Source organism: Prochlorococcus marinus str. MIT 9515 (assembly GCF_000015665.1).
GTDB classification, from domain to species: domain Bacteria; phylum Cyanobacteriota; class Cyanobacteriia; order PCC-6307; family Cyanobiaceae; genus Prochlorococcus_A; species Prochlorococcus_A marinus_P.
Window position 1 is genome coordinate 153,640 of sequence record NC_008817.1, and the last position, 13,187, is coordinate 166,826.

14 protein-coding genes are annotated in these 13,187 nt (G+C 32.4%); 9 read left to right on the plus strand and 5 right to left on the minus strand.

Annotated elements, in window-relative coordinates; all coding sequences use genetic code 11:
- The first annotated feature begins 3 nt into the window (after positions 1-3).
- Complete coding sequence (locus P9515_RS00810; protein ID WP_011819489.1) at positions 4-624, plus strand: lysophospholipid acyltransferase family protein; 621 nt, start codon at positions 4-6, stop codon at positions 622-624.
- 4 nt (positions 625-628) lie between these two features.
- On the opposite strand, the gene P9515_RS00815 is transcribed toward P9515_RS00810, so the two are convergent.
- The gene (locus tag P9515_RS00815; protein WP_011819490.1) at positions 629-1,279 is read right to left on the minus strand and encodes a molecular chaperone; all 651 of its coding nucleotides are present in this window, start codon (positions 1,277-1,279) and stop codon (positions 629-631) included.
- Positions 1,280-1,285: 6 nt separating this feature from the next.
- Positions 1,286-1,537: a Ycf34 family protein gene (locus P9515_RS00820; protein ID WP_011819491.1), complete on the minus strand. Its 252-nt coding sequence runs from the start codon at positions 1,535-1,537 to the stop codon at positions 1,286-1,288.
- Here P9515_RS00820 and P9515_RS00825 point away from each other — a divergent pair.
- Both P9515_RS00825 and P9515_RS00830 read left to right on the plus strand, forming a co-directional pair.
- On the plus strand, positions 1,524-2,771 hold the full coding sequence (locus P9515_RS00825) for a tRNA nucleotidyltransferase/poly(A) polymerase-related protein (RefSeq protein ID WP_011819492.1): 1,248 nt from the start codon (positions 1,524-1,526) through the stop codon (positions 2,769-2,771). The genes P9515_RS00820 and P9515_RS00825 overlap by 14 nt on opposite strands.
- 60 nt (positions 2,772-2,831) lie before the next feature.
- Positions 2,832-3,251 (plus strand): RNA recognition motif domain-containing protein, encoded by a 420-nt coding sequence (locus P9515_RS00830; protein ID WP_011819493.1) that lies wholly within the window; start codon positions 2,832-2,834, stop codon positions 3,249-3,251.
- On the opposite strand, the gene P9515_RS00835 is transcribed toward P9515_RS00830, so the two are convergent.
- Positions 3,252-4,160, minus strand: coding sequence for a phytoene synthase (locus tag P9515_RS00835; protein ID WP_011819494.1), 909 nt, complete (start codon positions 4,158-4,160; stop codon positions 3,252-3,254).
- A 22-nt stretch (positions 4,161-4,182) separates the two neighbouring features.
- Positions 4,183-5,604 (minus strand): 15-cis-phytoene desaturase, encoded by a 1,422-nt coding sequence (pds, locus tag P9515_RS00840; protein ID WP_011819495.1) that lies wholly within the window; start codon positions 5,602-5,604, stop codon positions 4,183-4,185.
- Between the two features lie 88 nt (positions 5,605-5,692).
- Here pds and ndhM point away from each other — a divergent pair, with 88 nt between their 5' ends.
- Together ndhM and P9515_RS00850 are read left to right on the plus strand one after the other, a co-directional pair.
- On the plus strand, positions 5,693-6,040 hold the full coding sequence (gene ndhM / locus P9515_RS00845) for an NAD(P)H-quinone oxidoreductase subunit M (RefSeq protein ID WP_011819496.1): 348 nt from the start codon (positions 5,693-5,695) through the stop codon (positions 6,038-6,040).
- Positions 6,037-6,657 carry a DUF3172 domain-containing protein gene (locus P9515_RS00850; protein WP_011819497.1) on the plus strand — a complete coding sequence of 207 codons (621 nt, stop codon included), beginning with the start codon at positions 6,037-6,039 and terminating at the stop codon, positions 6,655-6,657. Before ndhM ends, P9515_RS00850 begins: the two co-directional genes overlap by 4 nt.
- Here P9515_RS00850 and P9515_RS00855 read toward each other — a convergent pair.
- Positions 6,654-7,607, minus strand: a complete 954-nt coding sequence (locus P9515_RS00855) for a LysR family transcriptional regulator (protein WP_011819498.1) — start codon at positions 7,605-7,607, stop codon at positions 6,654-6,656. The two genes, P9515_RS00850 and P9515_RS00855, sit on opposite strands and share 4 nt — an antisense overlap.
- A gap of 83 nt (positions 7,608-7,690) precedes the next feature.
- Between P9515_RS00855 and P9515_RS00860 the strand changes: the two genes are divergently transcribed.
- The 4 genes from P9515_RS00860 to P9515_RS00875 all read left to right on the plus strand — a co-directional run bounded on the left by P9515_RS00860 (position 7,691) and on the right by P9515_RS00875 (position 13,158).
- Entirely contained in the window at positions 7,691-8,419 is a 729-nt protein-coding gene (locus P9515_RS00860; protein WP_011819499.1) for an NnrU family protein, read from the plus strand.
- A 33-nt stretch (positions 8,420-8,452) separates the two neighbouring features.
- Positions 8,453-10,489: an NAD(P)H-quinone oxidoreductase subunit 5 gene (locus P9515_RS00865; protein WP_011819500.1), complete on the plus strand. Its 2,037-nt coding sequence runs from the start codon at positions 8,453-8,455 to the stop codon at positions 10,487-10,489.
- An 84-nt stretch (positions 10,490-10,573) separates the two neighbouring features.
- Complete coding sequence (locus P9515_RS00870; protein ID WP_011819501.1) at positions 10,574-12,214, plus strand: NAD(P)H-quinone oxidoreductase subunit 4; 1,641 nt, start codon at positions 10,574-10,576, stop codon at positions 12,212-12,214.
- A 110-nt stretch (positions 12,215-12,324) separates the two neighbouring features.
- Entirely contained in the window at positions 12,325-13,158 is an 834-nt protein-coding gene (locus P9515_RS00875) for a segregation/condensation protein A (RefSeq protein WP_011819502.1), read from the plus strand.
- The last annotated feature ends 29 nt before the right edge of the window (positions 13,159-13,187 follow it).

A 13,187-nucleotide genomic window follows, 5' to 3' on the forward strand; every position in this document is an offset into this window, starting at 1 on the left:
TATATGAAGAGTAATTTTTATCAAAAATTAATTTATCAATTAGTGAGTAATGTAATTATTTACCCGATTTATAAATTGATATTTAGAGGTAAATTACTTGGGAGAGAACATATTCCTCAAAAAGGTTCTTTTATCTTGGTATCTAATCATGGCTCCCTTCTTGATCCTCCTATTTTAGGTCATGCTGTTGGTCGAAATATATCTTTTATGGCAAAGTCAGAACTTTTTAGAATCCCCTTGCTAGGTTTCATAATAAGGTCTTGTGGCGCTTATCCTGTTAAGAGAGGCATAGTTGATAAAACAACTATAAAAATTGCGTGTGAAAAATTATCAAATAATAATAGTATTGGTATTTTTATTGATGGGACTCGCCAAAAGGATGGTCGTGTAAATAAGCCAAAACAAGGGGCAGCACTTTTATCTTTTAAAAATCAAAAAATGTTATTACCAGTCGCAATTATTAATTCACATAGATTAATGAGATTAAAGTTTTTTATTCCATTTTTCACAAAAATAGTTATTAAAGTTGGTAGACCGATTCCCCCTCCTAAAAGTTCATCAAAAAAAGATTTAATGGAGGTAACAAATTGTTTGCAGGAGTCAATAAATAATATGCTTGAGTGAATGATTAGTTAATTGGCGATAATGGATATAATGGAAGTACCTTCTTCCAAGTACTAGATTTGGAATTTTGTACATTGTTGTCAGATAAATTTAACAGTTCTTTTAAATCTTCTATATCAGAATATTCAGCTTGATAAGAAGAATCTATATTTATTAATTCTTCAAAAATTTTTGGAATAATTTTTTCTTTGATAGAAATTTTATTGTTTGTTTTTTCAGAAATACAAATTTGATATTTGCCTGCAATATATCCTCTCCTTTTTAATTTTTTGAAAATCCAAAATGAATTTTTATTGGAATTGATATTATTTTTTAAAGCAATTCTTTTTGCCATCAATTCAAAAGAACTAAAACTATCTATCGAGCAATTTATTTGCTGAGCGAGAGTTCTAGCTAATACAATTATCTGTCTGGATGCATTAAAATTTGATGGTCCTGTACTTACGGATATTTTATCAATTCTTTTTAAATTTTCTTTTGTTATGAAATTGGAAAAATCAACAATTAAATTATTACATAAATCTTTCTCAAACTTTTTTGTAAAAAAGTTGTCAGAAATAGATTGATTATTTTCCCTATACGCAAAGGCAAAAGAATTATCTGTACTATGAATTGCTAGAGTTAGTTTATTAAAATTTTTTTTATCGTAAGGCATTTACCTTTAAACTGGTAATTCTTGGCCAGGCTTACACTTAGACCACTTCCCAGCTTCTTCTAAAAAACTTGAACAAGATTTGACATCCCAATCAGTTTTAAAATCCCCATCTAAATCTTTGATTATGCTTACGTGAATATAGGGTTTTTTAGGTTTAAAGTTGGGGAAGTCACTAATGTGTTCAACACCATGATTTTTTTCGACATCATGATATGTCATACATCTATCAACTAATTTACAGTTAATGCAAATGCACATAATCAAAGAAGAGAATCTTAAAAATCATATTTTCATTGATCATACACTAATAATTAATGAAATAGAAAGAAGTATAAAATTTTATAATTGGGAATTTATTTTATCTTTTTTACCTTCAGGATCTTATCTGGTCGGGGGATATATAAGAGATTTAATTTTAGGGAGATTAAACTCATTGATTGATGTTGATATTGTAGTTCCAAAAAATGCTATTAAGATTGGAAAAAAAATTGCGGATAAATTTGAAGGTAAATTTATTATTCTTGATGAAGCACGTGATGTCGTAAGACTTATTTTTAAACATGTTTCAGTTGATATTGCATCTCAAATTTCTCCTTCTATTGAAATTGATTTATTCAGTCGAGATTTTTCTATAAACGCTATTGCTTTTTCTTTTGATAAGAAATTACTAATTGATCCATCAAATGGAATTAAAGATCTACAGCTCTCTTTATTAAGAACTCACTCAAAACAGAATTTATTGGAGGATCCATTAAGAATTTTAAGATGCTTTCGTTTTGTTTCTGAGTTGAATTTTAATGTTGATGTGAATTTAATAAATGTTATTAAAACTTGTAAAAATAAATTAAGTCTGATTGCTTCTGAAAGGATTAATTATGAAATCCAGCGAATAATAATAGGTAGTGAGGCAGCTTATGCAATTAAATTAATAAATAAATTTAAAATTTTTGATTACCTACAGTCTGAAAAAAATTTGATATTTATTGATTTACAAAAAATTAATTTTGAAGCATTTTCTAAAATTGAAAAAGATAAATTCTTTCCTTTATTTTTTCTTTCCCAGATTTTAGATGAATTTTCTCTAAAAATTTTAAAATTTAGAAAATCTGAAATTGCAAAAATTAGGTTATTAAGAAAATGGAATCTATTATTAAAGAGAAAAACTATTTATGAATTAGATGAAAGAGAAAGATTTAATTTACATCAAGAATTAGAGAACATTCTTCCTTCTTTTATTCTTTTCTTGCAAGAATCATTTTATATAGATTGGCTCGAAAGATGGAGAAATAAAGATGATAAATTATTTCATCCATCAAACTTAATAAAAGGGACAGTTTTGAAAAAATATTTAAAAATCCAGGAGGGACCTGTTTTAGGAAAGGTCATGAATTATCTTTCTATGGAGCTTGCATTTAATAGATTGAATAATTTTGATGAAGCAATTTATAAAGGAAAGCAATGGATTCAACAAAATGCGCCAAAATGTGATTAAATACACATAGCTTAGTTTTGTTTAAAATTTTAGACTTCAAAATTATTTATTAAAAAATTTATGAGTATTCGTATTTACATTGGCAATTTACCTCAAGGATTTAATCCAAAAGATTTTGATAGTATTTTAAAATCAGTATCCGATTCAATCAGATTTAAAGCTGTTTTAGATAAAGAAACAAAAGAATGTAGAGGATTTGGTTTCGCTACAACAAATAATGAACAAAATGCAAATTTAATAATCGAAAAGCTTAATGGTTTTGAATTTAATGGTTCAAAATTACGTGTCGAACTTTCAGAGAAAAAAGATTCTTCATCACACAAGAGAAATAGTTTAGGTTCTAATAAAAATAAAAAGAGGAAAGATTTCAAAAAGATAGTTCATAGTGATGCACCTAATCTTGAAGCTCCAGATCCTAGATGGGCTGGGGAACTTTCAAAATTAAAAGATTTGTTAGCTAATCAAAAAACTCCTGCTTAGCTATTTTATTCTTGAGATCAAAAAGGATATTGGTATTTCAAATGCTTTTACTGAATTTTTTACAAAAGCTCTATTATTGAATACATCATAATCTAGTTTTTCAATAGAATCTAATATCCCTCTATAGAGCCGCAAAGATGTCCAAACAGGCCATCTTGCATCTGCCGATAGCCATTTAATACCATCTTCAGATTTTTTAAACCAATCCCGTGCTCTTGTTAATTGAAAATTCATAAGCATCTTCCATTGGGTATTAATTACTCCTTTCAATAACTCTTCTTCAGAGTAATTAAAGTTATTCATATCTTCTTGGGGTAAATAAATCCGACCTCTTTGTCTGTCTTCTCCAACATCTCTTAAAATATTAGTGAGTTGATTTGCAATCCCTAGTGCTATTGCTGCTTCTGAGGGGTCAGGCATATTGCTCCAAGGGGCAGATGTATAAGCACTATCAATGCCCATTACATTCTGAGTCATCAACCCAACCGTCCCTGCGACGCGATAACAGTAAAGCTTTAATTCAGAAAAATTTTCGTATCTGTATTTTTTAAGATCCATTCTCTGACCCTCAATCATATCTAGATAAGGTTCTATGTTCTGTGGAAATTTTTCTATTGTGTCGAACAGAACAGCATCTAAGTCTGATTTTATATTTCCTTTAAAAACATTTATTGTATTGGCCTCCCACTCATCTAAGTTATCGGAAAGCTCTTCTGTAGTCTTGCTTGAAGCTTCAACGCTGTCCATTATTTCATCAGTTCTTCTACACCAAACGTAAATAGCCCAAATCGCTTTTCTTTTTTCGTACGGTAATAAAAGTGTTCCTAAATAAAAAGTTTTAGCCCATTGTTGAGTTTCTTTTCGGCATATTTCATATGCTTTGTTAAGTTGAGATAATGAATTTTTCAAAAAGAGTTATTAAATGGAGGTTTTAGTTTATTTTAGATGATTCCTGAGAAACATTATTGGTAGTTTTTGAATATTCTTTATTGATACTTTCTGCGCATAATTTACCACTTAGAACAGCTCCTTCCATAGATGCAAGATATTTTTGCATTGTATAATCACCCGCTAAGAAAAAGTTTTTTATCGGAGATCTTTGACTAGGTCTGAATTCTTGACATCCAGGGACTGCCTTATATACAGATCTTGGGGTTTTTACAACTTTATATTTTCTTAGTTGAGTTTTTTCATCTCCAATAAAATGAGTTGGGAATAATTTTTTAAGTTCTTCCATTGTTGCGTCTACAATATCTTGATCACTTCTGTTAATCCAATCTTTCGCAGGAGCAAAAACTAATTCAAGCATGGATCTATTGGGATCTTCATATTCCTTACAAGTGATACTCATGTCTGCATAAACACTCAGAAGAGGAGATCTACTAAATAAAAGGTGATCAATATCCGTTAATTTTTTATCAAACCATAAATGGATATTGATTACCGGTACTCCAATTAAACCATCAAGTTTTGAGAAAGCATTGATACCTTTCCATTGATCCGGAATCATCAGTTTAAAGAGATCTACAGGCATTGCACTAACATAGGCATCTGCTGTAATAACCTTTTTCTTTTCATCCTTATCTGGAGAAGCAATTGTAAAACTTTTTACTGTACTGTCTTGATTAAGGTCTATCTTTCTTAAAGGACTATTCATATGTACCTCTCCCCCCCTTGCTTTTATGTAATCAACTATTGGTTGACAAAGCCTTTCTGGTGGAGCCCCATCAAGGAAAGCCATTTTTGAGCCGTTTTTTTCTTGCAAAAATCTATTAAGTGCTGTCAATAAAACTGTTGATGAGATTTCATCAGGTCCAATAAAATTGAGCGCTTTGCTCATAGCAATAAATACTTCATCATTAACTCTCTCAGGAATATTGTGTTCTTTTAACCATTCTGACCATGATTTTGAATCACACTTATCAAGATATTTCTGTCCTCTCAACATCGCAGGAACTAAACCTAAGCCAAATAAAATTTTTTCATTCCATGAGAGCATATCATTGTTACTTAAAATTGCTGTTACACCATTCGCAGGTGCAGGTAAGTCCGGGAAATCGAATCTACTGTAAGTACCAGGCTCAGAAGGCTGATTAAAAATCATAGAGTGGCTCTTCCACTGTAGTCTGTCTTCTATATCTAGTTCTTTGAAAAGTTGAAGCATATTTGGATAAGCACCGAAAAATATATGTAAACCGGTCTCATACCAATCTCCATCTTCGTCTTTCCAAGCAGCAACTTTCCCACCAAGCACATCTCTGGCTTCTAAAACTATGGGAATGTGACCATTATCAACAAGGTATTTTGCGCAGGATAAGCCCGCTAAACCTGCACCAGCAATTACAACACGCATTATTAAATCAAAAAATAAATTAACACTTACAAAGAAGCTATCCTAAAGTTAAGACATAATTGTTTTTTTTGTTGATTATTTTCAGATTATGGAAAAAATGCTTTTAAAGTCAACCACTAGGCATGTAAGAATATTTACTGCTGAGGTGGTCAATAATGATTTAAAATACCATCCTAATAAATTAACACTTGACTTAGATCCTGATAATGAATTCATCTGGAATGAAGAATCATTAAAAAAAGTAAATCAAAAATTTACTGAACTTGTTGAAGAAAGAGCTGGTAAAAGTTTAGATGATTATGAACTTCGTAAAATAGGATCAGAAGTAGAAGGTTTAATAAAATATTTGCTTCAAAATAGCTTATTAAGTTATAACCCAGAGTGTAGAGTTATGAATTATTCGATGGGTTTACCTAAAACAAAAGAAGTATTGTGAGTAGATACTCTAACAGGGGTTCAAGAAGAGGTCCCAGTAACAATTCTTACTCCTCAACCTCAATAGATGGAGATAATTACACTCCACGGAGAAGAATATCTCCCCCTAATTCTGAACAAAAAAATAATTTCAACACCGCAACAATTGCTGTACTTGCTGGAGTTTTGATATTAGGCGTAGGGATAGGAAGCGCTATAACTAGTACAACCGATGGTGGTCAGGGGAATATAGCTAGTCAACAGCAATTAGACATGGCTGTTCCAGACCCTGAATTTTGTAGGCAATGGGGAGCAAGTGCTTTTGTAATTGATGTTGAGATGTATACAACACTTAACCCTTCAACTAGTTTTGTGACACAACCAGCACTCCAACCCGGTTGTGTTATTAGAAGAGAGAATTGGACAGTGTTACAAAAACAAGGAGCTATAAGTAATGAGGACGTTAGGGAATGTAAGCAAAGAATGAATACTTTTGCTTACATAGGTTCAATAAGAGATAAGCCTATAGTTAAATGTGTTTATCAGACTGATGTTAATGAGAACAAATTTATTATTAAGGGAGAAGGACAGGCTGAAGATGGAGGGGTGGGAATAAATAAGGAAGCTATTCAATTTTAGATTGAATTAATTTGCCTTAATGGACTTTCAGAGCTTGCAAATTGAGGTAATATATTTTTTTTAAACGCTTCTGAGGCTCTAGAAGTGTATCTTGATGGATTTGTAATTAATTTAAGCTCTCTTTTTACCTCTAAATCGGCTAAGTAAGATTTATGTATTGATCCACCTGCTAATTCTCTCTCAATAGAAACAACAGGTAAAAAAGAAACACCAAGACCAGATTGAACTGCGTTTTTAATTGCCTCAAGAGAATTTAACTCCATTTCGATTTTTAATCTTTGAATATCAAGACCTGAATCCTTCAAAAGTTTATCAACAACTTTCCTTGTTGTTGATTGAGAATCTAAAGTGACGAAATTCAATTTGTATAAATCTTCTTTCATAAGTTCTCTCTTATTGGCAAGTGGGTGTTTTGTTGGCAATACAAGAGCTAATTCATCAGTTGCATATGGGATTACTTGTAATAAGTTTTCTAGATCGCTTGGTAACTGACCTCCAATAATAGCAAGATCAATTTGACCATTAGCAACGCTCCAACCTGTTCTTCTAGTACTGTGAACCTGCAGTTGAACAGATACATCAGGATATTTTTGACGAAAAAGTCCTATCATCCGCGGCATTAGGTAGGTCCCTGTAGTTTGACTAGCTCCAATTATGAGTGTTCCACCTTTTAAGCTATTTAAGTCCTCAATAGCTTTGCATGCCTCATCGCATTGATTCAGTATTCTTTCGCAATATTCAAGTAATAGCTTACCTCCTTCAGTTAGAAGTGCTTTCCTACCACCCCTATCAAAAATTGTGATCTCAAGTTGTTTTTCTAAATTTTGAATTTGTAAACTGACAGCTGGTTGAGTGACGTAAAGTAAATCTGCAGCCTTTTTAAAACTTCCTTGAGCTGCAATAGCTTTTAATATTCTTAATTGGTCAAGTGTAAAAGGTAATTCGGGCATTTATTGATGCCTACTATTTGATAGTAATTCTAATACCTAAGGGTATTATTGTTAATAATAAATAACTTGTATTTAAAAATTATATGGAGACTCATAAAACTTCTTTTTTAATTTTGGTATTAATATTTATTTTCGCAGTGATTCATAGCGGAGGAGCGGCTTTGAGAAGTAGAGCAGAGGCTGTTATGGGGCCAAGATTATGGAGATTGTGCTTTGTTTCTTTAAGTTTGCCCTCTGCGGTAATTCTAATTAGTTATTTTCTAGCTCATAGATATGATGGAATTAGGTTATGGAATTTTCAAGGAAATAACTATGTATTTTTGTTAGTTTGGATTTTAACTGCTATTAGTTTCTTATTCCTATATCCTGCAACATATAATTTGTTAGAAATTCCTTCAGTTTTAAAACCACAAGTTAGGATCTATGGCACAGGAATAATGCGCATCACAAGACATCCGCAAGCATTTGGTCAAATAATTTGGTGTTTAGCTCATACATTATGGATAGGAACATCGTTTACATTTATAACTTCACTAGGGCTCATTTTTCATCACCTTTTTGCAATATGGCATGGTGATAGGAGATTAGAAATAAAATTTGGTAAAGAATTTTATAAGTTCAAAGAAAGTACTTCAATAATTCCATTTGTTGCAATATTTGATGGAAGACAGCAAATAAAAATAAAAGAATTTTTTAAATTATCACAACTTGGGATATTGATAGCAATTGCAGTAATATGGTGGTCCCATAAATATATAAATATTGCTGTTATAACATTTAATTCATCTTTTATGTCTAAAATTTTCAGTTAGCAGTTTAGTATTAGTGTATAAATATTCTTAGAAATGCCTCAAGCTTCAGAAATTGCCTGGTTAATTCCTGTCTTTCCGCTTATTGGAGCGGTACTTTCCGGCTTGGGTTTAATTTGTGCAAATAAAAAAATCAATAATTCTAGAGAAATTGTTGCCATCAGTCTTTTGTCATTCGTAGGTGTTTCTGCGGTAATTAGTTATAAAACATTAATTGAGCAAATAAAAGGTTACCACTCAGTAGAAAAATTATTTGTTTGGGCAAGTGCCGGAGACTTCACAATACCAATGGGATTTGTTCTAGACCCATTAGGTAGCGTAATGCTTACTTTGGTAACCACTATCACTTTATTAGTCATGATTTACTCTCATGGTTATATGGCGCATGATAAAGGTTACGTAAGATTTTTCACGTATTTAGCCCTCTTCAGTAGTTCGATGATGGGTTTAATTATTAGCCCAAACTTGTTAGAAATATATGTTTTTTGGGAATTAGTAGGAATGTGTTCTTATTTATTAGTTGGTTTTTGGTACGACAGAGATGGCGCAGCTAATGCTGCTCAAAAAGCATTTGTCGTAAATAGAGTTGGAGACTTTGGATTATTACTAGGAATTTTGGGTCTTTTTTGGGCTACTAAAAGCTTTGATTTTACTGAAATTGCCCTAGGAGTATCACAATCAGTTTCAGAGAATTCATTACCTGTCTGGGCTGCATTATTACTATGCTTTTTAGTCTTTTTAGGACCTATGGCAAAATCTGCTCAGTTTCCTCTTCATGTATGGCTTCCTGATGCTATGGAGGGACCAACTCCTATTTCAGCGCTTATTCATGCGGCGACGATGGTTGCTGCTGGAATATTCTTAGTAGCTAGGCTTCAACCTCTCTACTCATTATTCCCCTCAATTCAATTCATTATTGCTTTAGTTGGCACTATTACATGTTTCTTAGGGGCATCTATTGCTTTAACTCAAATGGATCTAAAAAAGGGTTTGGCATACAGTACTGTTTCTCAACTAGGGTATATGATGCTTGCGATGGGTTGTGGTGCACCAGTAGCCGGTATTTTTCACTTGATAACACATGCTTGCTTCAAAGCAATGTTATTTTTGGGGTCTGGTTCAGTAATTCATGCTATGGAAGAAGTGGTTGGTCATCAACCTGTACTGGCCCAAGATATGAGGTTGATGGGAGGTTTAAGAAAGAAAATGCCTTTTACTTCTACAACTTTCTTAATAGGTTGTGTAGCAATAAGTGGTATTCCTCCATTAGCTGGATTTTGGAGTAAAGATGAAATATTGGGAAACGCTTTTATCTCATTTCCAGCTTTTTGGTTTGTTGGATTTTTAACAGCAGGAATGACAGCTTTCTATATGTTTAGACTTTATTTCTTAACTTTTGAAGGCGAATTCAGAGGGGAAAATAAGGAATTACAAAAAGAACTTTTACTCGCTGCTGAAATCAATATAGAAGAAGAACAACAACATGAAGAAGAACAACAACATGAAGAAGAACATGGTTCACTACATGAGTCTCCTTGGTCTATGACTTTTCCACTGGTTTTTCTGGCAGTACCCTCAGTAATAATTGGGTTTATGGGATTCCCTTGGGATAGTAAATTTGCAAATTTACTAGATCCCGAAGAGGCATTGATGGCTATAGAGTCTTTTGAATTAAAAGAATTTTTACCTCTTGCTCTTGCGTCTGTTTTTATTGCCTCGATAGGAATTACTATCGCTTATCAAGCATATTTTGCTAAGAAGATTAATTTATCAATATTATTTGCACAGAGATTTCCCTCTGTTAATAAGTTTTTAGCAAAAAAATGGTATTTGGACGATATTAATGAAAAACTTTTTGTCAAAGGTAGTAGAAAACTTGCAAAAGAAGTTTTAGAAGTTGATTCCAAAGTTGTTGATGGAGTTGTAAATCTTACTGGACTTGTAACATTGGGAAGTGGAGAGGGCCTCAAGTATTTTGAAACAGGAAGAGCTCAATTTTATGCCTTGATAGTTTTTGGAGGAGTAATTTTGTTAGTAGCAATATTTGGTTTCCAATCACCCCAAATAACTTAATAACAAATGTGTGTCTTCACTGTTCATGGGATGAAAAAATCTAGATAATTTCTAGACTCTATTTAGGATCAATTTCTTATTCATTTGAGCAGCCTTTTTTTTACACATTTTGCACTAAAGACGATAGGAACATTAGGTGGAGGTTTATCTGATTTCCCTTGGCTATCTATATCTATTCTTTTCCCCATTGCAAGTGCATTTTTGATACCTTTTTTCCCTGATAAAGGAGAGGGTAAAGAAGTAAGGTGGTTTGCTTTAAGTGTCGCTTTAATTACTTTTCTTGTGACTGTAGGAGCGTATATAAACGGTTTTGATATTAATAATGAAAATGTTCAACTTAAAGAAAGTATAAGTTGGCTTCCAAAGCTAGGACTGACTTGGTCAGTCGGCGCTGATGGAATTTCAATGCCACTAATATTGTTAACTAGTTTTATAACAGCGCTAGCTGTCTTAGCAGCATGGCCAGTAAAGTTTAAACCAAAATTATTTTTCTTTTTAATACTCATAATGGATGGAGGGCAAATAGCTGTTTTTGCTGTTCAAGATATGCTCTTATTCTTTTTAACTTGGGAACTTGAACTTTTGCCAGTATATTTACTTTTAGCTATCTGGGGAGGTAAAAATAGACAATATGCAGCTACAAAATTTATTATCTATACAGCTGGTAGTTCTATATTTATCCTTTTAGCTGCATTGGCGATGGGTTTTTATGGAACTGAAGTTCCAAATTTTGAGTTTGCTCATTTGGCTAATCAAAATTTTAGCCAAAACTTTCAAATTCTTTGTTATATAGGCCTATTAATTGCTTTTGGGGTAAAACTCCCAATTGTTCCTTTACATACTTGGCTCCCTGATGCTCATGGGGAGGCTACGGCTCCTGTGCATATGTTATTGGCAGGTATCTTATTGAAGATGGGCGGATATGCTCTTTTAAGATTTAATGCTCAATTATTACCTGTAGCACATGCTCAATTCGCGCCATTATTAATAGTTCTTGGAGTAGTTAATATAATTTATGCCGCATTAACTTCCTTCGCGCAAAGAAATCTTAAAAGAAAAATTGCATATAGTTCAATCAGTCACATGGGGTTTGTTCTTATTGGAATAGGAAGTTTTAGTAGCCTAGGTACAAGTGGAGCAATGTTGCAAATGGTTAGTCATGGATTAATAGGAGCAAGTTTATTCTTTCTTGTTGGAGCCACTTATGACAGGACAAAGACTTTAAAACTTGATGAAATGGGTGGAGTTGGACAGAAAATGCGTATTATGTTTGCATTGTGGACTGCTTGCTCTCTCGCTTCTCTTGCTTTACCAGGCATGAGTGGATTTGTTTCTGAATTAATGGTATTTACTGGATTTGTAACTGATGAAGTTTATACGTTGCCTTTTAGAGTAGTAATGGCTTCTTTGGCGGCAGTAGGAGTTATACTTACTCCGATTTATTTATTGTCAATGTTGCGTGAGATTTTCTTTGGTAAAGAAAATCCAAAGTTAACTGAAGATAGGAATTTAATTGATGCAGAGCCAAGAGAGGTATATATCATTGCATGTTTACTCTTACCAATAATTGGTATTGGTTTATATCCAAGATTAGTTACAGAAAGTTATTTGGCTACAATAAGCAACTTGGTTGATAGGGATTTAAATGCAGTGAAAAGTGTTCCAAAGACAAATATCTTTGCAGGAAACAAAAAAAGTCAAATATTAAAAGCACCAACTATATAATTTTCTAAATTTTTTCATTATTGTTTTGCATAAAAAATGATAAACAGATATCTTGAAAAAAGATTTGATTGACTAAAGTAACTATTTCTAAATCTATTGATAGGTACCAGTTGGGACCTAGATTATTAATAAAATTCCTTCAAGATGCTGCTGGGAGAGGAGATCTTGATCCTTGGGATATTGATGTAATAAGTGTTATCGATAGTTTTTTAGAACAATTTAAGCAAAATTTGAAATATTCCTCAAATGATCAAATGTCATATGAAAAGGACTTATCCGAAACAAGCGAAGCGTTTTTCGCTGCCTCAGTATTAGTTAATTTAAAAGCTCAAGTTTTAGAATCTGATGTTTTCCCAGAAGAAATATTAGGTTTTGAAGATGAAATTGATATGGATAACCAAGAATGGATTAATCAAGGATTTGACATTCCAAAATATCCTGAAAAATATCTTAGAAGAAGATCTGTCGCTCAACCCGTTATTAAACGAACATCGACATTAGGAGAACTTGTTAGTCAACTTGAATCGATTGCCGAAATTATTGAGACGCAAGATCTTTTGCTGATGAAAAGGAAAAGAAATAAAAAATATTCTGATAAGATCTTAATATCTAAGGTTCAATCTTTAGCACATCGTGAAAAACTTCCTGAAACAACTAAAGCGCTTGGTAAGTTTATTGATGGATGGGAGAAAGCTTTGCAATGGACTGACTTTGAATATTTAGTTAATAAGTGGCAGAATGTAGTGAAAAGTGATTTAGATAAAGATAGGCTTGGTGTCTTTTGGGCTTTATTATTTCTATCATCAGAAAATAAAATTGAGATAAAACAAAAAAATTCTCTTTATGGTCCAATACAAATAAAAAGAATTCTTCCAGATGGAGAATTAGCTCAGTTACCTATAGACAATCTTGAGGTTGCAGAGACTTCTTCGACTGCTGCTTAAAGATATGAGAGTAATAACGTATAATCTGT

What these genes read in the sequence shown, in the direction of transcription:
- P9515_RS00810 (WP_011819489.1), top strand. Translation starts at nt 4, where the DNA reads ATGAAGAGTAATTTTTATCAAAAATTAATTTATCAATTAGTGAGTAAT.
- P9515_RS00815 (WP_011819490.1), bottom strand. Translation starts at nt 1,279, where the DNA reads ATGCCTTACGATAAAAAAAATTTTAATAAACTAACTCTAGCAATTCAT.
- P9515_RS00825 (WP_011819492.1), top strand. Translation starts at nt 1,524, where the DNA reads ATGCAAATGCACATAATCAAAGAAGAGAATCTTAAAAATCATATTTTC.
- P9515_RS00820 (WP_011819491.1), bottom strand. Translation starts at nt 1,537, where the DNA reads ATGTGCATTTGCATTAACTGTAAATTAGTTGATAGATGTATGACATAT.
- P9515_RS00830 (WP_011819493.1), top strand. Translation starts at nt 2,832, where the DNA reads ATGAGTATTCGTATTTACATTGGCAATTTACCTCAAGGATTTAATCCA.
- pds (WP_011819495.1), bottom strand. Translation starts at nt 5,604, where the DNA reads ATGCGTGTTGTAATTGCTGGTGCAGGTTTAGCGGGCTTATCCTGCGCA.
- ndhM (WP_011819496.1), top strand. Translation starts at nt 5,693, where the DNA reads ATGGAAAAAATGCTTTTAAAGTCAACCACTAGGCATGTAAGAATATTT.
- P9515_RS00855 (WP_011819498.1), bottom strand. Translation starts at nt 7,607, where the DNA reads ATGCCCGAATTACCTTTTACACTTGACCAATTAAGAATATTAAAAGCT.
- P9515_RS00860 (WP_011819499.1), top strand. Translation starts at nt 7,691, where the DNA reads ATGGAGACTCATAAAACTTCTTTTTTAATTTTGGTATTAATATTTATT.
- P9515_RS00865 (WP_011819500.1), top strand. Translation starts at nt 8,453, where the DNA reads ATGCCTCAAGCTTCAGAAATTGCCTGGTTAATTCCTGTCTTTCCGCTT.